The 19,560-nt window shown below is 61.0% G+C and carries 31 protein-coding genes and 1 tRNA gene; 7 read left to right on the top strand and 25 right to left on the bottom strand.

The window, feature by feature from the left end:
- Positions 1–8: 8 nt before the first annotated feature.
- The 19 genes from GOX53_RS17750 to GOX53_RS17660 all read right to left on the bottom strand — a co-directional run bounded on the left by GOX53_RS17750 (position 9) and on the right by GOX53_RS17660 (position 12,036).
- Positions 9–623 carry a hypothetical protein gene (locus GOX53_RS17750; protein WP_171178660.1) on the bottom strand — a complete coding sequence of 205 codons (615 nt, stop codon included), beginning with the start codon at positions 621–623 and terminating at the stop codon, positions 9–11.
- A 9-nt stretch (positions 624–632) separates the two neighbouring features.
- Positions 633–1,589: a DUF2793 domain-containing protein gene (locus GOX53_RS17745; protein WP_171178659.1), complete on the bottom strand. Its 957-nt coding sequence runs from the start codon at positions 1,587–1,589 to the stop codon at positions 633–635.
- A complete protein-coding gene (locus GOX53_RS17740) occupies positions 1,586–2,158 on the bottom strand; it encodes a phage tail protein I (protein ID WP_217351827.1) in 573 nt (190 codons plus the stop codon). The genes GOX53_RS17745 and GOX53_RS17740 overlap by 4 nt, the downstream gene beginning before the upstream one ends.
- On the bottom strand, positions 2,151–3,053 hold the full coding sequence (locus tag GOX53_RS17735; RefSeq protein ID WP_171178658.1) for a baseplate J/gp47 family protein: 903 nt from the start codon (positions 3,051–3,053) through the stop codon (positions 2,151–2,153). The genes GOX53_RS17740 and GOX53_RS17735 overlap by 8 nt, the downstream gene beginning before the upstream one ends.
- Positions 3,050–3,388 carry a GPW/gp25 family protein gene (locus GOX53_RS17730; RefSeq protein ID WP_171178657.1) on the bottom strand — a complete coding sequence of 113 codons (339 nt, stop codon included), beginning with the start codon at positions 3,386–3,388 and terminating at the stop codon, positions 3,050–3,052. The genes GOX53_RS17735 and GOX53_RS17730 overlap by 4 nt, the downstream gene beginning before the upstream one ends.
- A gap of 168 nt (positions 3,389–3,556) precedes the next feature.
- On the bottom strand, positions 3,557–4,357 hold the full coding sequence (locus GOX53_RS17725; RefSeq protein ID WP_171178656.1) for a hypothetical protein: 801 nt from the start codon (positions 4,355–4,357) through the stop codon (positions 3,557–3,559).
- 267 nt (positions 4,358–4,624) lie between these two features.
- On the bottom strand, positions 4,625–5,020 hold the full coding sequence (locus GOX53_RS17720; protein WP_171178655.1) for a phage baseplate assembly protein V: 396 nt from the start codon (positions 5,018–5,020) through the stop codon (positions 4,625–4,627).
- Positions 5,020–5,547 (bottom strand): hypothetical protein, encoded by a 528-nt coding sequence (locus GOX53_RS17715; protein ID WP_171178654.1) that lies wholly within the window; start codon positions 5,545–5,547, stop codon positions 5,020–5,022. Before GOX53_RS17715 ends, GOX53_RS17720 begins: the two co-directional genes overlap by 1 nt.
- The gene (locus GOX53_RS17710) at positions 5,531–6,079 is read right to left on the bottom strand and encodes a phage tail protein (protein ID WP_171178653.1); all 549 of its coding nucleotides are present in this window, start codon (positions 6,077–6,079) and stop codon (positions 5,531–5,533) included. Before GOX53_RS17710 ends, GOX53_RS17715 begins: the two co-directional genes overlap by 17 nt.
- On the bottom strand, positions 6,066–6,401 hold the full coding sequence (locus tag GOX53_RS17705) for a hypothetical protein (protein ID WP_171178651.1): 336 nt from the start codon (positions 6,399–6,401) through the stop codon (positions 6,066–6,068). Before GOX53_RS17705 ends, GOX53_RS17710 begins: the two co-directional genes overlap by 14 nt.
- Positions 6,402–6,404: 3 nt before the next feature.
- Positions 6,405–6,704, bottom strand: a complete 300-nt coding sequence (locus tag GOX53_RS17700; RefSeq protein ID WP_171178649.1) for a Rho termination factor N-terminal domain-containing protein — start codon at positions 6,702–6,704, stop codon at positions 6,405–6,407.
- A gap of 68 nt (positions 6,705–6,772) precedes the next feature.
- On the bottom strand, positions 6,773–8,137 hold the full coding sequence (locus tag GOX53_RS17695; RefSeq protein ID WP_171178647.1) for a phage major capsid protein: 1,365 nt from the start codon (positions 8,135–8,137) through the stop codon (positions 6,773–6,775).
- Positions 8,138–8,582: 445 nt separating this feature from the next.
- Entirely contained in the window at positions 8,583–8,999 is a 417-nt protein-coding gene (locus GOX53_RS17690; RefSeq protein ID WP_171178645.1) for a hypothetical protein, read from the bottom strand.
- On the bottom strand, positions 8,996–9,232 hold the full coding sequence (locus GOX53_RS17685) for a hypothetical protein (RefSeq protein ID WP_171178643.1): 237 nt from the start codon (positions 9,230–9,232) through the stop codon (positions 8,996–8,998). The genes GOX53_RS17690 and GOX53_RS17685 overlap by 4 nt, the downstream gene beginning before the upstream one ends.
- Positions 9,225–9,989, bottom strand: a complete 765-nt coding sequence (locus GOX53_RS17680; RefSeq protein WP_171178642.1) for a glycoside hydrolase family 108 protein — start codon at positions 9,987–9,989, stop codon at positions 9,225–9,227. The genes GOX53_RS17685 and GOX53_RS17680 overlap by 8 nt, the downstream gene beginning before the upstream one ends.
- A gap of 36 nt (positions 9,990–10,025) precedes the next feature.
- Complete coding sequence (locus tag GOX53_RS17675; RefSeq protein WP_171178640.1) at positions 10,026–10,433, bottom strand: hypothetical protein; 408 nt, start codon at positions 10,431–10,433, stop codon at positions 10,026–10,028.
- A 31-nt stretch (positions 10,434–10,464) separates the two neighbouring features.
- Positions 10,465–10,860 (bottom strand): DUF1064 domain-containing protein, encoded by a 396-nt coding sequence (locus GOX53_RS17670; RefSeq protein WP_171178638.1) that lies wholly within the window; start codon positions 10,858–10,860, stop codon positions 10,465–10,467.
- Position 10,861: 1 nt separating this feature from the next.
- Positions 10,862–11,140: a hypothetical protein gene (locus GOX53_RS17665; protein WP_171178637.1), complete on the bottom strand. Its 279-nt coding sequence runs from the start codon at positions 11,138–11,140 to the stop codon at positions 10,862–10,864.
- A complete protein-coding gene (locus GOX53_RS17660) occupies positions 11,137–12,036 on the bottom strand; it encodes a hypothetical protein (protein ID WP_171178635.1) in 900 nt (299 codons plus the stop codon). The genes GOX53_RS17665 and GOX53_RS17660 overlap by 4 nt, the downstream gene beginning before the upstream one ends.
- 431 nt (positions 12,037–12,467) lie before the next feature.
- Between GOX53_RS17660 and GOX53_RS17655 the strand changes: the two genes are divergently transcribed.
- Complete coding sequence (locus tag GOX53_RS17655) at positions 12,468–12,713, top strand: hypothetical protein (RefSeq protein WP_171178633.1); 246 nt, start codon at positions 12,468–12,470, stop codon at positions 12,711–12,713.
- On the opposite strand, the gene GOX53_RS17650 is transcribed toward GOX53_RS17655, so the two are convergent.
- The 4 genes from GOX53_RS17650 to GOX53_RS17635 are packed head-to-tail and all read right to left on the bottom strand — an operon-like array spanning position 12,704 to position 13,867.
- On the bottom strand, positions 12,704–12,922 hold the full coding sequence (locus tag GOX53_RS17650) for a hypothetical protein (RefSeq protein ID WP_171178631.1): 219 nt from the start codon (positions 12,920–12,922) through the stop codon (positions 12,704–12,706). The genes GOX53_RS17655 and GOX53_RS17650 overlap by 10 nt on opposite strands.
- Positions 12,919–13,263 (bottom strand): hypothetical protein, encoded by a 345-nt coding sequence (locus GOX53_RS17645; RefSeq protein WP_171178629.1) that lies wholly within the window; start codon positions 13,261–13,263, stop codon positions 12,919–12,921. The genes GOX53_RS17650 and GOX53_RS17645 overlap by 4 nt, the downstream gene beginning before the upstream one ends.
- Positions 13,260–13,616, bottom strand: a complete 357-nt coding sequence (locus GOX53_RS17640; RefSeq protein WP_171178627.1) for a hypothetical protein — start codon at positions 13,614–13,616, stop codon at positions 13,260–13,262. The genes GOX53_RS17645 and GOX53_RS17640 overlap by 4 nt, the downstream gene beginning before the upstream one ends.
- Positions 13,617–13,651: 35 nt before the next feature.
- Entirely contained in the window at positions 13,652–13,867 is a 216-nt protein-coding gene (locus GOX53_RS17635) for a hypothetical protein (RefSeq protein WP_171178625.1), read from the bottom strand.
- A 687-nt stretch (positions 13,868–14,554) separates the two neighbouring features.
- Here GOX53_RS17635 and GOX53_RS17630 point away from each other — a divergent pair.
- From GOX53_RS17630 to GOX53_RS17610, 5 genes are all read left to right on the top strand, one after another.
- Positions 14,555–14,845 carry a hypothetical protein gene (locus GOX53_RS17630; protein WP_171178623.1) on the top strand — a complete coding sequence of 97 codons (291 nt, stop codon included), beginning with the start codon at positions 14,555–14,557 and terminating at the stop codon, positions 14,843–14,845.
- Positions 14,846–14,949: 104 nt separating this feature from the next.
- Positions 14,950–15,414, top strand: coding sequence for a hypothetical protein (locus GOX53_RS17625; protein WP_171178621.1), 465 nt, complete (start codon positions 14,950–14,952; stop codon positions 15,412–15,414).
- 216 nt (positions 15,415–15,630) lie between these two features.
- Positions 15,631–15,975 (top strand): hypothetical protein, encoded by a 345-nt coding sequence (locus GOX53_RS17620; protein ID WP_171178619.1) that lies wholly within the window; start codon positions 15,631–15,633, stop codon positions 15,973–15,975.
- The gene (locus tag GOX53_RS17615; protein WP_371810346.1) at positions 15,972–16,655 is read left to right on the top strand and encodes a hypothetical protein; all 684 of its coding nucleotides are present in this window, start codon (positions 15,972–15,974) and stop codon (positions 16,653–16,655) included. Before GOX53_RS17620 ends, GOX53_RS17615 begins: the two co-directional genes overlap by 4 nt.
- A gap of 22 nt (positions 16,656–16,677) precedes the next feature.
- Positions 16,678–16,869, top strand: a complete 192-nt coding sequence (locus GOX53_RS17610) for an AlpA family transcriptional regulator (protein ID WP_171178618.1) — start codon at positions 16,678–16,680, stop codon at positions 16,867–16,869.
- Positions 16,870–16,952: 83 nt separating this feature from the next.
- Here the strand turns inward: GOX53_RS17610 and GOX53_RS17605 are convergent.
- Positions 16,953–17,037: transfer RNA gene (locus GOX53_RS17605), tRNA-Leu, on the bottom strand.
- Positions 17,038–17,241: 204 nt separating this feature from the next.
- On the opposite strand from GOX53_RS17605, the gene GOX53_RS17600 reads away from it, so the two are divergent.
- The gene (locus GOX53_RS17600) at positions 17,242–17,739 is read left to right on the top strand and encodes a Hint domain-containing protein (protein ID WP_371810345.1); all 498 of its coding nucleotides are present in this window, start codon (positions 17,242–17,244) and stop codon (positions 17,737–17,739) included.
- On the opposite strand, the gene GOX53_RS17595 is transcribed toward GOX53_RS17600, so the two are convergent.
- Positions 17,736–19,415, bottom strand: coding sequence for an NAD(P)H-hydrate dehydratase (locus GOX53_RS17595; protein WP_171178616.1), 1,680 nt, complete (start codon positions 19,413–19,415; stop codon positions 17,736–17,738). The genes GOX53_RS17600 and GOX53_RS17595 overlap by 4 nt on opposite strands.
- Between the last annotated feature and the right edge of the window lie 145 nt (positions 19,416–19,560).

The raw sequence follows: 19,560 nt of genomic DNA, 5'->3' as shown, positions 1-19,560 counted from the left end.
GGCACATGTCAGCTTGTGGTGATCGTGGCGAGTTGGTCCATGGCGGCCGCCTCGAGCGTCTGTAGCTCGGCGATCGCGGCCTGCAACCCGGCCGCATCCGCAGCGGCCGGGATGCGATCCTCGGCCAGCCGCTCCATGCCTTCGACAAGCTGGGTGGCCTGGAAGAACATGCGGTTCTTCTCGATCGCCCGATCCCGGATCGCGACGGCGGTCTCGCCGGTCACATCCGCCTCGATCCGGAACCCGGCCTCGGCCACGGCGGCGAAGGGCGCAAAGGGTCCATCGGGATCGCCCTCAGCCTCATGCGCGGCCCAGACCATGGCGTAGGGCATCTTGACGGCCCACGCCAAAGCCCGGTGCACCGTTGCTGCCCCTGCGATCTGCTGGCGCACATCAACGGCGATCTGTCGGGCCACGCCCAGCGCGTCCGCCTTGGCCTGTGCCAGTTCGTCCCTGGCGGCCTCGGCTTGCAGGTCTGCAAGGGCAGCGTAGGCTTCGGCCGCGACACCCTCGGTCAGAAACACCTCGTTGCCCACGATCCTGTCCAGCGCGAACCCTGCCTCGCGTAGCAGGCGGGCGGCGGTAGCCTGAAACTCGAGCGATACCTCGATCTTGATCGTCATGGGGACCTCTTATGCGACAGGGGTGTAGGGCAGCAGTCGATAGATCTGCGCGCTTGAGTTGTTGTTTGCCTTGGCACTGTCCGACTGATGCTTGTGGTAGAATTCCAGATAGTCACCGGGCACCAGCATCTTCACGAAATGCGTAAAGGGCACCACGTTCGCGCTGCCCGCGCTTGGCGAGAGCTGATAATCCTGGATTCTGGCTCCGTTCTTCCAGGTCTGCGCGCCTTCGCCGGTTTCGCCAAAGGTGTTCAGACGGTTAAAAACGCCATAAATGCCCAGCGTGTTCGCATCGACCGTGAAGCGTGCGCCATCCCACATCGCAGCGAGATTGCCATCAGTGAGCACCATGTTTTCGCACCGGGTCGGCACATCTTGAGGAATGCTCTGCGCGGTCTCGCCTGCGTTGGAAAGATCGAGGTGCAAGGGCAGACCGTCGCCGCCTTTCCCGAGCGCTTTGGCCAGCGTTGCCGGTGTCACAGCCTTATCAAGCACCGTTCCGGCCAGCGCCTCGGCCTCCGATGCCAGCAGAACCGGCCCGGCCTTAGCGGCGGCCGCTTTCCACGTGACCCACTGCCCGGCGGTCTGATCCCAGCGCCAGTCGGCCCCGGCCGCGTCGGTGACGGTCATGCCATTCACAGGCGCGGTAAACAGCCAGCTCGCACCGGCCCAGATCGCGATCTCGTTTGCGTGGCCCGCCCATGCGGTGGTGGGCGTATCCCCAACAACCCAGACGGTGCCCACAATCGGCACAGGCGGCGGATCATTGGCAACGGCCTGAATGGTCCGGTGTGCGCCCGACAGCAGCAGGTTCAGAAACAGTGTGCGATTGGCGAGCTGCTGCGACGGGACGTTCGGCACACCGGTCTTGCCCGGCAGGTCCGGCGGGCCGCCCAGAACGGGATCGGTGGTTTCGATCTGGTAGATGCCATCCGGCCAGAGGGCCGTTTCAGGGATGTTTGTCACGTGACAGCTCCATAGGTGAACGCGCCGTCATAAGTGATGGCGCCATTGTAGCGGTGGGCGGCTTCGGAGAAATAGAGCCCCTTCAGGTGGCAGCGCTCGGGGGCGACATTCTCAAGGATGCGCCGGAGCTGGTCCGCCTGATCGATGGTGATCGGGCGTTCGAGATAAACGCGATACTCGGCCCAATGATCCGGCTCACCATAGTCTTCCGAGCCGTCATGGGTCAGATCGCCGTTGTAGGTGAATGCGCCATAGCCCTCGACAATGGCCGCCGCGCCATAGCCAAAGGCGGCCAGTGCATTGCGCACGGCGCCGTTGGTGCCCTTGCGGCGATGGATGGCGATCGAGGCGGCAACCGCGCTGCGCTTGGTTTCTTCGGGCCAGTCGGGGTCCCAATCATCGACCGAGAATGCCCATGCCAGCCACGGCAGCATGTGCGCAGGGCAGTCTTCCGGGCTCCAAAGCACCCGGATCGGTGCGGCAAAATCCTGATGCCGTGCGGAGAACTGCTCAAGCTCATACTCGACCGGCTGTGCATTTGGCGGCAGGAGTGTGGGCAGTTCAGACATAGCGACCCCCGATCGTCACGGTGACCGAGCTGCAGTAGGCCGCCTCGGATGTCGCAACCACGATGTCAGCGGCCGGGCTGGTCAGAGCCACGTTCTGCACACCGGCCTGATGCAGGGCCGCGTGCAGCCCCGATACAGTGATGTCATGCCCGAGGCGGTGGTGATCCTCGACATAGGCCTGTGCGGCCGCTTCCGCCGCTTGCCGCACCACCTCCCCGTCCGGCCCTTCGTAGAGCGTCAGCGTGGTCTCTACCGCATAGGGGATGATAGTCGCCGCCTGCACCACAACCTGATCCGTCAGCGGGCGTACGTCTTCATCGTTGAGCTGCGCCGTGACGGCATCCAGCAGGGCAGCGTCGGGTGCACCGTCGCCGGTGGCGGAAAGAACCGTTGTCAAAACCTGGCCCGGCACCGGAGATTCGATGGCGATATCCTTGACCAGCGGCGAGGCCGACAACCCCCAGAACACGTAAGACCCGCGCGAGCCCGCCGTGGTGAACCCTTCCAGGGCCAGTTGCACCCGTTGGCGGAACCGTGTGTCATCTTCGACAACAGCCTGAACCGGCGGCACGGCACCCAGATCTGCGGCCTGAATGACGGCGCGCTCGACACCGTAGAAGGTGCCCAGATGGTCAAGCTGTGCGCCGCCTGCAAAGGCCAGCATATTGCCGCGCCCGGCATCGTCCACCTCGGCGCGTAGGAGTGTTTCGCGGTAGGCCCATGCCTCGAGAACCTTGGTGATCGGCTCGCTTTCCAGCTCCAGCACCGGGGCAAGACCGGGCTCGCGGGCGATCAACCAGGCTTTGAGTTCCGCAAGGATGGGCTCAAACGCCTTGCGCTCGATGATCTGCGGCGAGGGCAGCTTGTCGAGATTGATGGCGGTAAAGGCGCTCATGCGATTTCGATCCCCTCGATCGAGACCTCGCGCCCATCCGGCAGATACCGGCCCGTCAGGTCGATGATCACATGCCCGGGCTCAAAGGTGCGAAGGGTGACATTTTCGACCTCGATGCGGGGTTCCCATGTCATGATCGCCTCGGCCGTGGCGGCGATGATCGCGAGCTTGGTGGCCGAGGAATACGGCGCGTCGATCAGGTCGAAAAGGCGCGCGCCATAGTCGCGCCGCATGACCCGCGACCCGATCGGCGTTGTCAGAATATCCCGGATGGATTGGCGCAGATGGTCGATCCCGCCGAGCATCCGGCCAGAGGTGGCGTTGATCCCGTACATGGCGCCATCATGCTTGGCTGCCCGCGCCTATTCCTCTGGCGGTTTCCCCTGGACTAATCCGGCGCCCAGGCAATCGGCACAGCTACTATCCAGTCAAGTAATGCGCATTGAACTATGCCTTCGGTGTTTATTCGGGGGCATCCGCGATACCAGGATGCCCCCAAACACTCAGACAATCTTTAGGACACCGTTGTCGTTCCAGATTTTTCCAGCCCCAGAAGGAGCAGATGTTGGCAGATTTGGCATGGATATTGTCCCATCGCCGTGAACCGTTAGCTGAATGCCGTTCCCGGCCCTGATGTGCAATGAATCCTGAGAATGGCTGTACCAGATACCGCCAACGTTGTTGTCTTGCGGGTCCGCAAAATTCACTTCGCCATAGTGGCTGTTGTCGGTAATAATCGTCATCCCGGCATGTGCACCGTCTTCTTCAATGACAAAGTTTTTTGCCCCGGAGTTCGCACTTGAACCGCTGACTTCCGATGTTTGAATGTGAAAGTGCCCCTTTGGGTTTCGGGTATTGATACCAACATCGACTTGTCCAACCCCATTGCTGGGTGCCTGAAAATACAGCCATGGCGTTATTGATGGCATACCATTGGTTGAAGATGGCCCGCCGATGGCCAAGTCGTTGGTAACCGTGGAGCTGAAGTCCTTTCCAGATTGGATGTAATTCACGCCAGATTTTGCTCCAACGGTCACGCGACCCTCTTCGGGACCAGGCCCAGGCAGGCCTGGCCGAAGATGGACCCTGGCAGAAGCCCCGAGATACATATTTCCCTGGGCGTACATGTCCGCATCGTAATCCGTGTCGCTATCCAGCGTCGGCCAAAACTTGAGTTCACCGTCGAAAATGTTGATCACACCTTCACTCGAAACTATCGGTTTGTTGTTTGAATCCAGATCTCCGGTGATTTTGATTTGCTTTGCCTCGATGATGTCCGCAGTAATCACAGTTGGATTAGACATATTTCAACTTCCTTTTTTTAGGGGCAATCTCGCCCGCTCTGACCGCAATCGCAAACGTTTGCCGAGTGGCAAGCCACACTGGCCACCCGTTGACGTTAGGCAAACGTCATCAGGTGTTTGAGGCGAGGATGGAGCTTCACGTTATCCACCAAGGGTTGAATCGTAAACTGTGATCGTCATTTCAATTGGCCGCAATAAAGGCCCTATGAACGTGGCTTTTGGATTACTCGCGTTACAATTTGCTGTGTCGTGCCTCAGCCAACCAGACTACTTCGGCCCCGTCGTATCGCTCGGCCCCGGCGAGATCCCCCCATGCACGTGCGTCACGTGGCTGATGTCGCTTACGATCACATCGCCCTCGCCGGTGATCTCGCCCTCGAAATTCCCCGCTGGCGGAGCGCTCGAGAACGGCCCGGGCAGGATGATCCCGCGCGTGGTGTCGCCGCCCGGGGACAGAACAATGACCTGCGTGCCCGGTTCGGGTGGAATCCAGAACTTGAGCGCTTCCGACCCGAGCTGAGCGATGGGCAGCCAGTCGCTGTGCGCCCCGTTGCCCCAATCGACTTTTGCCCGGGCAGTGCCCCGATCGACCTCAACCACCGTCGAGACCATGATCAGCCGCTCGAGCATCTGCATCGCCTGAGACAAAGCAAAGTCGGACATTACAGATCCTCCGGCTTGTAACCGTCCACATGGTCAGGGCCGATCTCCGGCGCCCAGGACGTCAACACCTGCGTGGGCGTGGTGCCCTCATTGACAAAATAGCTCGGCCCGATATCCGCCTCATGCGCCCATTCCACCCGCCAGATATCGACCTGATCGGCCTGCGGCGCAAACTCATCCGGCTCTACCGCAACAATCATCGCCGCGCCCCATGTGACGCCGAGCCGGTTGTTGTGCAGGAATGCCGCCAGCGCCCCGGCCGCCTTGACCACCTCACGCCGCACCTTGGGGGTGCGGTGCCCGAGGAGCACCCGCGCCTCGAGCCGCACCAGGCACGGAAACTGCCCGGTATGGGCGTCATTGTCAGGCGCCGGTTCCAGTTCCGACAGCTGCACGATGATGGCCGGAACCTTCAGTTCGTTCCGGCTCTCATCCTCGGCCACCACCGTTTTGAACGTGTCGAACTCTGCCGCGATTGTCGCAACAACGGTATCCAGCGCCGCGCCAAGATCAATTGCGTCGCTCATCCCCTACCCCCAAAATTGTCCGGGCCCGGATCTCGGCCAGAAAGTGTTTGAAATAGATCGTGTCGATATCGACGAACACCTCGTCCTCGAGATAGATCATGATCCGATCTGCCACCGGCAATGTCGCCTCGATTACGGGATAGGCATTCGGCCCGGTTCTGCGGAACACGCCCCGGCGACCGCTGATGGTGGCCAGAAACGCCCCGTGAACCATGGTGTCGCCGAACTTGACGCCACCCGCCACCCGCTGCGGCCGCCCCTTGAAGGCCGAGATCGGCAGATCATTGGCGCCATACCAGAGTTTAAGGCTTTTGCGCCCTCGGCCCACGCGGTATTCGCGAATGCGGCGGCGGATGGCCTTGGCGTTTTTCAACCCCAGCTCGGTTTGCAAGCCCTTGGACGAGATCTTACGCAGAGTACCGGCGGTGCGCTTGGCCGCCCGGTTGCCCGCCATATCGACCTGCCTCGGGGTGGCTGCAAATTCGCGCGCGATCTCTTCGATCCGGGTGTCGTCAATGTCAAAGGCCAGCATTGTAGATCACGTTGGGTTCGGCGAGGATCAGGGATGCAAGCCCGGTTCCGTCGCGCTGCGGGCCCTTCATCACATCGAAGGTCTTGCCCTCAATCTCGGCCACATCACCCGCCTGGACGCCCGCCACCGCGACCTCGGGACAGGTGAAGCGGGGCGATTGGTGATCGTGCTCATAGTCGCCAAGGCTGGCGACCTGGCTCGGGTCATCAAAAACGCCAAGGACCTCTCCAACCACTGCCCCGTCCCGGGTGAGGATCGCCGTTGTTGCGAACTCATCCGGGTCGAAGAAGTCGGAGAGATCCTCCCAATCGGGATGCGGCATCGCTTACTCGGCCTCGGCCGCCTCGATGGCTTCGATCAGGGCGGGCTTTTTCATCTTGTCCGCGCCGACAATTTCGTACTCTTTGGCGATCTCGCGCAGCTCGGCCACGGTATGCGCATCAAGCGGCTTGTCTTCGTCATCACCGTCGCCATCCCCTTCGCCTGTGGCCAGCTTCGCCTTGCCGCGCTCGAGCAGGCTCCTTGCGAAGTCTTCAGCAACCGTCAGTTCCGCGCCGGGGCGTTGAATCTTGCCACCGATGGCGATGGCCGCCGTAAGCACAATGTCGATCTGTTTGTTAGCCATGTCTGGCCTCCTGTCTCTCAGGTAAAGGATTGCGGCGGCCCGGGGGCCGCCGTCACTGTGGCAATCGCTTAGATCGCAGGCTTGGCGCCGTAGGCGAAGCTCTCGACATGGCGATAGGCAAAGTCGAAGTCCTGGAAGGCGACGATGCGCACCCGGCCCTTTTTCGAGTGGGTGTAGGGGTCAACCGTCAGATCCAGCCCGCCCCACATGGCCGCAACCATGTCGGCAAAATTGCCGTGGAACACGTCGCCGGTCGCCACCTGGTTGGTGATCTCGGTCCGGTACCCGTTTACGGTATTGCCCTGCTCCCAGATCGTGGCACCCGTGGTGCCCGCGAACTTCTCGGTGGTCTTGCAGTGGCCCCGGAAACCGGCGTTGCCGATATAGGCCATGGTGTTGACGTCGGCATTGTCGGCCGCGATCTGCGATTCCAGATCCACCAGTTCGGCAAAGGTCGGCTGCACGGCAGCGAAGGGTGTCGCGTTGATCCCGGCGATATTCTTGATCCCCAGCGGCTCATTGCCGGTGCCGGTGCCGTAGAACCCGGTCTTGTCGGCCTTCATGGAAATGGCAATCGCCAGCTCGCGGCGCAGCCAGGCTTCGACGTCGATCGAGCTTTGCTGCAGCATCTTGCGGGTGACCTCGGTATAGGCGCCGAGCGTCTTGGGCGAGAGACCCAGCATACGCAGCTCGGCCCCGGTTTCGCCCGCGTCGTCATCTTCCCCCAACCAGAAGGCGGTGGCGCCGGATGCCTGGCCCGGGATGTCCACATTGCCGACCAGACCACCCATCGGGGTTGCCATGCCCAGCAGCACCGAGCGGTTGCGCAGCATCTCGATGAAGGACTGCGCCATCAGATCGGTGGCGATCGCATGGCCGCCAGTGTCCCCGGCCGCAACCCCCGTGGTTGCGGTGTTGAGCGCCCGGCGCAGCACATCGGCCGGAACCATGATGCCTTGCGCGGCGCGCTCGGACGATTGCTCGGCGGCGCGGGATGCCTCGAACTCAAACGCGGCAGCCTCGCGGGCGGCACTGTCATTGGGGTTGGCCAGCGCACGCAAGGCGCGCACAAAGCTGAACTGATCCGCTTCGTTCTCGCTCATGCCGATGACCCCGGCATCATCGCTGAGCGGCTGATTGCCCCGGCTGTTGGCGCTGTCGGAGTTGCTGACGTGCTCCAAAAGCGCGGTGGTGAAGTCGGAAACACTGGTGCCGTTGCGGATCGCCTCGGCGGCCAGCGCCTGCGCCGAATACTGTTCACCCAGCTCAAGCAGGTCCGCGGTGCGCTGCTGCTCGGCCTGGGTGCCGCGTTGCACCAGCGCCTGGGTGTCGGCGGCGCGTTCCAGTACCTCGAGCACTTCGACGATGTTTCCCTGTTCATCCACTTTTGCGCGGACCAGGTCGCCAGCCGCATTGCGGAGAATTCGTTCCATATGTCCCGATCCTTCTGTTTGGTTGGGGTTTGCCTGACGCTGAGTATTGCCGGGCAGCGGGGGGTCTTCCTCTGGCGGTTCCCCCGCCGAACGTCCCACACCCACATTCGGATCAGCGGGGATGCTCACCATGGAAATCTCGAAAGGTTCCCACTCGGTGACGGTCACCGTGTCGGTCTCGCCTTGCCGCGCGAGCCACGCTGGACAGCGGGACACCCCCGGCGAACCCAATCGTCGAGGGTAGTCATCGCGATCCCGAGATAATCGGCGGTCTCAGCCCTGTTCAGCGTCCGCCCGCGCCCGACATTGTTGGCCACTCTGCCACCTCAAGTAATAGTAGTAGGACACGTTTCCCGCGCCCTCGCACACATGTTTTTTTGCGCCTATTCCCACCCACAGACGATACCCCCGGGGGAAGGACCCACTTTTTCAACCGCTTAGGACCTCATCGCGTCAGCGTCTTCCAAACACCGACGCCCGAGCCGACGTAGAACACCCACTCGATCATGCGCGCGAATGCCTCCTGCAAGGCTGGCGTCGGCAAGTCATACACCTGCTGATCGCCGAACACGTCGCGCAGGTAAGGGATGCTGTCGAACACCACGGCGGTCTCCCACAGGATCAGCGGCCCACCGACCGCAAAGACCAACACCCAGAACCACGGGAAGGCCAGTTTTGCCCGGTTGAACTCCGCCATGATCTGGGCCTCATTCACCAGCTCGCGCGCCAGCTCGATCGTGGCCGTTGTCTTCAATCGTTCGGTGTCGTTTGCCAGTTCGGCCCGGCGCTCCATGTGTGTGAACGCCTTGTCGACCATGCCGCCAAAGCTGAGCTTGATCAGGAATGCGAGAATGCCCGTCATTTTAGCGAAAGGGCCTTACTGGTGACCGATCGAAGGATGGCGTTACCAACCAGAGTGACTACGGTCAGTCCAACCCTAGCCTTTGCTGCGATCTCAGGCGCTAGACCCAACGCCACCAATTGATCCAATAAAGGCAACACCTCGACGGCAAACGTCACAATCGCCATTAACGCGTTGAACCAGAGAGTTTTTGAAAGCCACCACGGCTTTGGATGCCACCACGGCCTAGACATTGGTCAACTCCCTCAGCTTTTCACGATAGGCAGCGGCCCTGCGCGCGTGCTGGGCTGCGTTCAGCGCCATGATCAGGGTGCAGACCGCCAGAACCCCGATAATCGACCACAGCGCCCATTCCGGCAGGTCCGCCAGCGCGGCCCCTGCCCCGCCAAGCGGCGTGGCGCGGGCGCCCTTGGCCTGGCGAGCACCGGCGCCCTGGGCATTGTCGGCCTCTTTCTGCAACCGGGACGCCGACTGCGTCGCCATCGCCACCGCCTCGGCCTCGGTATCGGCCACCCGCCGCGCCCAACCGCGCCCGAAGGTCGACCAGGTGCGCAGCTTGCGTAGGAACCCCATGCGAGCGGCGCTGGCCTTCCGGATCACCGCGACCAGATCGCCGGCATTGCGGGCCCTGGTGAGCGTGTTGATCCCCACCTTGCCGTCAGCGGTTACGCCCAGCCCCTTTTGCACCCACTTCGCGCCCTTTGAAGGTCCAGAGGTGACCCCGCCATCCAGGGCAACCAGATCGAGGCCCTGCGGTAGCTCATCACCCTTGACTTCGTTCCAGTAGTCCTTGCGGTAAATCCGACGCGCCTCGGCAACTTTAAGCGCCTGAACGTTGCGCTTGGTCACTGCCCGGCCGCGATACCTGGCCAGCGTGGCAAGCGTGATCCCGAGGTTTGTCGCCCCGCCCGGGTCCTTCGGGTGATCCACATAGCCGCCTTCCCATTTCAGGATGTGGTTCAGGCAGGCTTCAAAGTTCTTGCTGCTCATAGGTCCTTGATCCTTCGCCAGGGTTCGCCGCGATGATCACGCGCAGCGCATTCCCCGTCCTCTGGCGGTTTCCCCGACAAGGATCTCGCGAACACGATAGGTCGATAAATTGACGCCATGGGCGATTTCACCGACCGACAGTCCATCAGCCGCCATTTCCCGAATGCGGCGATCCCGCGCGGCCCGTGCGATGAAGCGGCAGTTCGACGGTTGCAGGATCATCCCGGAGAACGCCCTGACCAGCTTGTTCGCATCATTCCAGCCGAGGATGCGCACCAGCGGGTGGTCGACTTCGGGCAGGCGCTTTGGGATGTAGACGCAGACGCGCCAGGCGCGTGACCCGGACTGCGGCAACGATCCGATCAGATGCAGCGCCTGATCGCGTCCGATCACCTCGGCAATCTCTGCAACGCTTTCTGGGAGTGGCGGTGCGAGATCAGTCAACCTGATCCCCCAAACCGGCGGGTCGGATCGCTCATGTCACCAGCACCTCGATGCCCTGCGCCGCAAGGATCGCCTTTTTCAGATTGAACACGTCGGTTGCGTGCCCCTTGCGGTCTTCGATCACCTGCGCGCCCAGCGCGTGATCGACGTAGACGAAATCGGCACGGTAAACCCGCTGCCGCTTCCCGCTGTCGGTCATGATCGGACCATCCCGACCGACAAGACCGATCTCCACCTGACGGCGCAGCCCGGAAATCTCTCCGGCCATCTGCAACAGCTGCAACTGGTTCCAGCGGTCAGCTTCAGCCTTGCTATCGAAAGACTCGCCGTCGATCTCGACGCGCTGGGCGCCTCGAACGCGGCGTTTGTCTTCCTTAAGCTGTTCGCCCTGCATCTGGTGAAGTTGTGCGACAGTCATGCGTTCCATGTCAGGTCCCCTCCTGGTGGGCTTTGATCTGCTGACCTGCAAATTTCAGGGCGGCAGCGATATCTTTTGCCACCGGATCGGTTGCGGCCCGGCCGATCTGGACCTGATAGGCCCCGCGGATTTCGTCGAGGCTGTGAAAGCGGGTTGATCGCGGCACCATCGCAACCACGCCCTGACGCGGCGCGCGCACAACGCAGTCGCCCGCGTCCAGATCCACTGTCACGGTGACCTGGCCGAACACACGGCCATTGGCGAGGGGGTCGCAATGGGGCGATGTCATAGCTGCACCCCCGCTTCGCGGCATTGATCGAGGGTCACCAATCCGGCGGCGATGCACTCACGCGCCGCAGCCGCGCTGATTGTCCGGCAGAGGAATGGCTTGCCTTCCTGGATGGTGTTGGCGTGAAACTCCAGCACCTTTGCTGGGTCCGCCGCCTCTTTCGATGCAGGAGCGTGCTGCACCCAGCGCTTGGCCCGCAACCAGTTTTCCGAGAACGCGATGTACTGTCGCTTGTTGCCCTTCTGCTCGGCGGCATAGGCCCGGGCCCCGGCAAGGATCTTGGCGGGGGCGGTCCCCGCTTCGATCGCTGCCCTCAGCTCAGCCTCGGTCGCCTCGCCATCGCCAAGGCGCGGATACACGTCCTCGAACTCGCGCTGAAAATCCTCGAAGTTGAAATCTTGTGTGTGTGGCGCCTCGGGCGACACACAAGGTTCAAGGATGGTTCTAGTATGGTTTGGGTGCATCTCCTGCACCTCTTGACGTGCATCTGCTGCACCCGTGGGGTGCACCTCCTGCACGGGTGCATCTCCTGCACCCCCTACATTTTGTGCAACGGGTGCATTTCCTGCACCCCTCTGATTCCGCTCAGTAAGGCTAGGCCGAGTTTCTGGAAGCCCTGCGACCGCCGATAGATTGATCTGGTATTCGATCGTGTATCCGTGATGGTGCTTGCGTTGACCGACTTCCTTCACCAGGCCTTTCGCGAGCATGTCCGCGATAGCCGTCTGAACGGTCCGCTTGCTCTTGAATTCGAGATCCAGCGCCATGTTGGCTTTGCTGACCCAAATCCCTGATCCGTCGTCAGATGCCGCATCTGCCATGTAGAGCAGAACAGATTTCATCGTCTGCGAGCCGACAACGCGGCGCTTAACCAGCGTGTGAACTTCGTTGCTCATGTGACCCGCCTCGATTTACTGCTCGTAAGATTAGTTGTCAGCGGTAGGTAAGAGATCGTTGCCCCGCCCTGCCTCTGGCGCCTGCCCCGCGCCCCGGTAACCGCACTTGTCAGCCGCAATGAACCCTTGCCTGGCCGCCGGTACTGACGCGCAGTGCAATCTTGTTTGTCACCCTGTCGGGCCCACTGTCCCGTGATGTTCAGCGGGGGAAGTAACCGGCGATGTCGAATACGCGCGACTGGCTCGCCAACCCGTCGCGCTGAACCGTTCCGACGAAAGGAGAAACCGGAGCAATGTTCTGAGACGCCCAGCGCCAGGGAACCGCATTGCGAATCCACCCAGCCTGCCCCAACGTGTAACCGCGCGGGATGCGCGATGGGGCTGCAACCCCGCCGCGCGTATCCATCCCGCCAATTTGAGGACCAGGCAGGATGAAATCTGTTTTCTTCTACCGCCACGTGAACCGCTTCGGCACATGGACGATTGCCATGATTGGCGAGCTCTGGGAAATCGCCCATGAAGATCAAACTCTCGGTCGATACAATTGGCTCGCGGGTGCTCACGGAGATCTTGTTCGCGGTTATTGCTACCACCCGTCGAATGGAATTGACCCGGCTGACTGCGAACTGCCCGACGACTTGGCGGATTGGGAAAGGGTTCGCGTCCGTCATCGCTGAGCCTCATCACGCTGGCGCCACGACTCGGTCAGCGTCGGAATGGCCCATTCGGTCATTTCGCCAAGGGCGTTAAGATCCTTGATTGTCAGTGACAGACGCACGGTCTCGCCGTCTTCCCGGTCGAACGACACCGCCAACCGATCCCGGTCGTGGTTGTCGCCTGTCAGGCCGCGAAGCTTGGCGCGAGGAAACTTGGGCGGGGTGTTCAAGTCTCGCCCTCCCCGCCTGACATCATCAGTCCCCACAGAACAAAGAAGCCGATCATGTAACAGGCCAGATCCCAAAGGCTGTCCAGGATGACGATTGCTTGAAACCCGCTGTTGGGAATGTCGCCAGCAACTTCTTTCAGAAAAATTCCGACGATCCCAAGCCACAGCCAGGTATGAGAAAGCCCGCGAAACAGCACAAGCGAGCTGACGGCGACGCCGATGCCAAAATGCGCGAGGCTGACTGTCAGCCACCAGCCTAGGGCGCCGGAAACCGCCTCTGCCCCTGCACACGACAAGTCGCTGTGCAACAGCGCGCCGAATTCTTGCCCGATACCGCTCATCTCTGCCCGATCTGCCCCAGAATGTCGTTGCGCGTCTGATCTGCCGTCAGGATTTCCATGGTCTTCCAGACGCCCAGGATCGCGCAGACCGTGTAGACGTCCTCAATCACCGGGCTGCTCATCCCGGATAGCCAGTTCTGGATTTGCCGCTCTGACCGCCCGAGCACTGGCGCGGCCCGCCGGGCGACTTCATTGTCGGAGACACCAGGGAACGCTTCGCGCAGTGCCTCAGCAAACCGGCTGCGCGCCAACTCCCGCGCCTCGACCCGGTTCACCACGAAAGACTTTTCGCGGCCGTTCAGGAGAAACTTGACCCCAGAGGAAATCACGCGAGGAAGGGTTTTGAATGACATTCAGCAGCCCCATTGAAATTGACGAAAACCGATCATCATGCAGCCCTCTTGCTTGGCTTGTCGAACGAGAACAGACGCTGTTCGGGCGCAGCGAGGCCGTGTTCCCGACACAACTCGCAGACGATGGTGTATTTCTTGGCGGGGATGACGTTTGCCGATCTCATGTTCGAGATGGCGGGCGACTTGACGCCCAGCGCCTTTGCGAACTTTCGGATACCAACTGCATCGGTGATTTCGGCCACGGTCATCATGCAGCTAGCTATACACTCATTTTTTATGAGGTCTAGAATTCATTTTATTGAAAGTTCATTTTTTTTGACCTACAGTGCAATTTGCCCTCATAGGAACGAGGGTCAACAAATGGATTTTGCAGGGAAGATCGCCATGACACGTCTAGGAGACGCGTCCAAAGAAGCGTGCGCATACCGGATGATTGCGGCTAGAATCGCTACTGGCCTCTCCAAAACCGAGTTTTGCAAAGGCGCTAACGTAAGCCTGACATCCTACCTGAATTCGGAGGCGGGCCTTAGCTTTCCGTCACGGAAAGTCATGCTATACCTACATCGCGAACACAGGATTGACTTCAATTTCATCATCCACGGTGATTTCCAACAGTTGCCTGCGGATGTTCAGGATCGCCTTTTTGCCGCACTGCAAGACGCAGCGAGCCAATAGGGTCGAACACCCAGTTCAGGTTAAGCCCCATGCGATCGCGCGCCCAGGACGCAAGGTAGATTACTGCTGCCCGCACGGCTATTTCCTCTAACTATTCCAGTACAAATTGCGTCAGTTCTCCCGCTTCGGTGAATCGGGTGCTGGCACATGTTCGCCTTATGCGCGATCTTTCTGGAAAAATAAACTCATAATTTTTGAACTTTTGGGATTGTAAGTTCATTTTTTATGAGTTACGCGTTGTTGCCAGCGATAGGAGGTAGACAATGCAATCGAACTCGCAATTCGAACAACTGGCCCGGGTGATTGCAAATCCCAGCCACCACTATCACCCAGCGCTCGCTGTCGCCGTATGGTGCAAGGCAAAGGGCCTGTGCGGCCAGCCGGTGACAGACGATCGGCTCCATCGCATTGGCGTTGATCGCTCGACGATCGATCCGGCGCTGATGGAACAGATCGCCCGCGAAGAACGGGTACGTCTGCGCACCCGTGAACATGCGGCCCGCCGGGGAGGCGTCCGCCCTGCCCCGTTGATCCTGCCAGACGCCATCGCCTGACCTACCTCGGGAGCGCTCTCTCCCCTTTCGAGCGCGCACCGACAACTGGCCGGGGTGATGCCGTACCCATCGCTCCGGCCCCTTTCTTCAAAGGATCAGCCACCATGACTGAGCGCCTTGACCTGAACCGGATCCGCCTCGCCGTCGACACTCTGGCAAACACCTCGATCTCTGGATGCCTGGACAAGCTGAAGCTCTTAATCATCAAACACGGCGGACGCGGGGATCTGCCAAGCGAGCGGATCGGGGAATATAACCCCCTTATCAAGTCAGCCGAGTTGTTCGGTGTCTACGCCATGGCCGAGGATGCAGCGGAACTGCCAAAAAACTGGCTGATCGCCGCGCGCAACATTCTTTCCGCCGATGCCGAGGACATCCCGCGCCCAGCGCCCGGCGCAGCGCCCGAGCTGGGCGACATGGTGCATTTCCAGAGGTCCCCGACCCACCACCGCGAAACCGGAACCGTGCGCGGCCGCCAGTTCGGCACCGGCATTGTCGAGGTCGAGGATGCACAATCGGAAATCATCCGGCTTGGCCCGGGTCAATATGAGGCGGTTCCCCATGTCTAATTCAGATGCCACTCACGGCAGTCAGCCCCCGTCGGTGCCTGAATTTCTCAAGCCCGGCGGGGGCGCCCGTGCCCCTGAGAAAGCCTTTCACTGCCCCCTCTGGCCAGAATGCAACTGCCCTGACGGGACAGTTCAACCAGACTGCCCGGGGCTAAAGAACCAGGTCGAAGATGACGGCCTTGTCACCGTCCATCCACTCTTGCAGGAGGTTCGCGCATGAGCGTATCGAGCCATTTGGTTGAAACGCCTGAGGACCTGGCGGTTAAGGTAAAGGCATGGAAGGCGACTGAAGCGGAGATAATGCGCTTCGGCACTTCATATGCGCAGCACTTTGAAGTCGGTCAGACCAAACCGAGCAGGGAACAGAATGCCATTGCCCAAGACGCGATGGAAAAGGGCTACCCAAAGTATGTCATTCGAGGCGCGGGCGACTTCCTACGCAGGATCGAGGTCGCCAAAGCAGCGGAGAAATCCGCAGACGTTACGGTGCTGCGAACCGAGCTTCGTAGCCTGATGCACGAGTTTGCGAACAAGATCGGACTCGGGAAGGCTTTCCAGTGAAATCCGTGGGCATTCCCAAAGTACAGGGCAATCCGCTCCGCGTACTTGTCGGTTGCGAAACCTCTGGCATTGTCCGCCGTGCCTTCCTCGATCGAGGGCACGACGCCTGGTCTTGCGATTTGCGTCCGGCCGATGATCGTTCAAACCGGCACATGCAGTGCGACGTCCGCGAAACTTTGGACATGGGCTGGGATTTGCTGGCGGTCATGCATCCACCCTGCACACGACTTTGCAATAGCGGTGTTCGTTGGTTGAGCAAACCACCGGCTGGCCGAGCGCTCGAGGACATGTGGGCGGAATTGGATGAAGGCGCGGCCTTGTTTTCCGCGTGTTGGAATGCTCCGGTTCCGCGTGTCGCAATTGAAAACCCGGTTATGCACTCCCATGCGAAAGAGCGGATAGAGAACTATCAGCCATTCGCCCAATCGGTGCAGCCATGGCAGTTCGGGACAGACACCAACGGCCCAGACAACGAGCGGAAGCGCACGTGCTTGTGGCTGCGCGAACTACCCAAGTTGAGACCCACAGGCACTTTGGACGGCTCTACAGCGCGCGCCAGTGTTCACAGGGCCAGCCCGGGCCCGGATCGCTGGAAAACACGCTCAAAATTCTTCCCCGGTTTGGCTGCCGCAATGGCCGTCCAATGGGGTGATTATGTCTTAGAAAGGAATGCGGCATGAAGATCAGAGCAGAGGGCAACCGATGACAGCAGCAACCGTGACGCCGAAAATCTATGCGCGAATCAAAGAGTGCCGCGACCTGTTCGGCATGAGCCGCGCCACCGTCTACCGGCGGGCCAAAGAGCAATGCTTCAAGATTTACAAGCGCAACGGCATGTCCGTTGTGAAGATTGAAGAGGTCTCGACCTGGATAGAAGGGCAGTCCCTATACTGACTTTCCCTGGGGGGCCATCTGGGGGACCAACCACACCGCACGGAACAGTAATTGTTTATTTTCAATATTTTGAAGATATTAAATGGTGCGGGTGAAGGGACTTGAACCCCCACGCCTTGCGGCGCCAGAACCTAAATCTGGTGCGTCTACCAATTCCGCCACACCCGCACATCAGGGCCAGACCCTGTGGTGTCGCGCTCAATAACAAAGGTTCCTGCCGAGCGCGAGGGGGAATCGTCGCCAGCGACGTCAAAAATGCGCGCCCAATCCTGCCACATATCGCCTGAATGTGGCCCCGGGGTGCTCATGCTTTCGCCATCATTGCGGCGTCATATCAACGGGCAACTGATCGAGACTGCCATGATACCCGACGTGACATGGAATACCGCAAATACCATCCGGCAGCCTGCCGCCAAGGACAGCGCGCTGTCCGAAGCCGGGTTCCTGCCCGGCACCCTTCTGCTGACCCAGGATGGTGAATTGCCGGTCGAGTATCTGTCCGAGGGGGACAGGATCATCACCCGGAATGCTGGCCTGGTTCGGATCGCTGGTATCGGTCACGGGAAGCAGCGCGTGCGTGCGATCCATTTTGCCGCCGGCTCCTCCGGCGATACGCGTCCCGAGAGCGATCTGACGCTGCCCGCAGGCCAGCAGGTTCTGGTGCGGGACTGGCGGGCGCAGGCCATGTTCGGCCGCAAACAGGCGCTGGTCCGCGCCGACGCGCTGGTCGACGGGATGTTCGTTCGCGATCTCGGCACCCGCGATCTGTCTCTATTCCAGCTCTATTTCGACGCCAGCCACATCCTCTACGCAGGCGGTCTTGAGCTTGCCGGCCATGGCGCGCCCGCTGAATTGCGACCCGCCGCCTAAAGGCCCTGCTTGCGGAACACGGCAGGCAGTTGTTCCGGCAAATCCTCCGCAATCAGCCCCGGCCCGAATTCCCGCGCGCATTCAACATGCAGCCAGGCTGCGGTCTCGGCCGCCTGCATCGGAGCAATCCCGCGCGCCAGCAGCCCGGTGATGAACCCCGCCAACACGTCCCCCGACCCCGCCGTGGCAAGCCAGGGCGCCGCCCGCTCATAATGCGCCGAGTTGATCGAGCACCTTCCATCCGGCGCCGCGATCACCGTATCGGGTCCCTTGAACAGCACAACACATCCCGCACGCCGCGCTGCCTCAAGGGTGGCGTCGACCTTGGAATAAGCGGGCCCCTTGGTGGGCGTCTCATTGAGCTTATCGGCGATATCCGGGAACAGCCGTGCAAACTCACCGCCATGCGGGGTCAGAACACTTGTCTCATGCAGCATGCCGAACAACTGGTCCGGCGCATCGGCAAAAGCCGAGAGCGCATCCGCATCCAGCACTGCCGCCCGCCCGGCGCGCAGCACCACCGGCACCAGTTCCCGCGCCCGCTCCACCCCGAGCCCCGGCCCGAGACACAGCGCGTTGAGCCGCTCATCCTTCAGTACTTCCGCCAGCCCGTCGCCATTCTCGACCCGCCGCAGCATCAAAGCAGTGATCTGCTCGGCGACCTCCATCTGCGCCGAGGGCGGCACCCCCAGTGTCACCAGCCCCGCCCCGATCCTGAGCGCCCCCCGAGCGGCCAACCGCGCCGCACCGGTTTTGCCGGAACCGCCGGAGAGGATCAGGGCATGGCCGTGGGCGTATTTGTGGCCAGCATTCCCTTTGCGAATCTTTGCCCATGGTCCAGTTGCCGGAACTGCAACAAGCCGCACGACAGCTTTGTGTTCCGATGCCAGCCTATCGGTTTCAGCTTTCAACTCTTCCGCACTCGGTCGCTTTCTTTTTGGATTGTTTACCCATGCCAGCAGCTCGGCCTCGTCCTTGAACGCGGGCACTGGCAGACCAATATCCTTCACGGCGATTTTGCCCGATCGCGTTGGCCCTTCACTCAGATAGTGTCCGACCTTGGATCTGTGAAACGTCACGGTCAGATCTGCCTTGCCTGACACTCCAAGTGCCCGACCGCTATCCGCACACAAGCCGGAGGGAGTGTCGACGGCGACAGCAACAAAATGTGCATGGTGTTTGTGCAAGTATGACAAAGAGTATGAAATAGCCTTCGGAATCTCGCGCGTCAGACCAGTGCCGAACAGGGCATCTATGTGCAGGTCGCAATGCGGCGACCAGGTGCCTTCTGGGAGGGGGAGGATCTCTCCCATCTCCACCCACCGCTCATAGTTTACCCGCGCATCCGGCGGCAGTTTTTCGGGATCGCCGTAGAGAAACACTTCCACCGCCCACCCCCGCTCACGTAACAACCGCGCTACCACAAACCCGTCGCCGCCATTGTTACCCGGCCCGCATAGAACAACCGCCCGAAAACCCTCTTCATCTTTTTCCAAATACTCCCGGGAGCGCGAGGGGCTGGACCCTCGCTTGCCCAACTCCGGCCATTCCTCGAAAATCGCCTCGACAACGCCCCGGCCCGCCCACTCCATCAGCTCCAGGCCGGTCACTTTACCGCTGTCGATTGCCGCCTTCTCGATCGCCCGCATCTGTGCCGCGGTCAGCAATTCCGTCATCTCCAAACCTCCCGCGATTCAATTCTGCGCATTTTTTGTGCAACACGCCCAAAACTTCACCGGCCGCCTGTTTTCGCAGCACCGCAGCCCGGCCAGATCCGCAATCCCGTTGCCGCCCGATCTTAGACGTGATCTGAGCCTGCGT

It is taken from the genome of Ruegeria sp. HKCCD8929, from assembly GCF_013031405.1.
GTDB lineage: Bacteria > Pseudomonadota > Alphaproteobacteria > Rhodobacterales > Rhodobacteraceae > Ruegeria.
This window is presented reverse-complemented; position numbering and strand designations above follow the sequence as displayed.